General features: G+C 45.3%; 1 pseudogene. It reads left to right on the top strand.

Going from position 1 to position 212, the window contains the following annotated elements:
• Positions 1-212: pseudogene (locus HJW02_RS13620) on the top strand (sigma-54-dependent Fis family transcriptional regulator); the annotation flags it as partial.

Raw genomic sequence — 212 nt, 5'->3', positions numbered from 1 at the left:
CTTCATGACTGGCTATGCCGATTTAGAGATGACCATTTCGGCACTTAAGCTTGGTGCTTCTGACTTCATCCTAAAACCGTTCAACCTAGAGCAGATGATACAAGCCGTTTTGCGCTGCATGGACAAACGCCTAGATCAAAGGATGCAATACGCGTTGAAGCGCGATGTTAGCCGTCATATCAAAACCGAACTAATCGGTAGTTCAGACAAAA

The sequence above is a fragment of the Akkermansia sp. GGCC_0220 genome (genome assembly GCF_017566105.1).
Lineage (GTDB): Bacteria > Verrucomicrobiota > Verrucomicrobiia > Verrucomicrobiales > Akkermansiaceae > Akkermansia > Akkermansia massiliensis.
The sequence above is the reverse complement of the archived record's forward strand: the minus strand, read 5'-3'. Positions and strand labels throughout refer to the sequence as shown.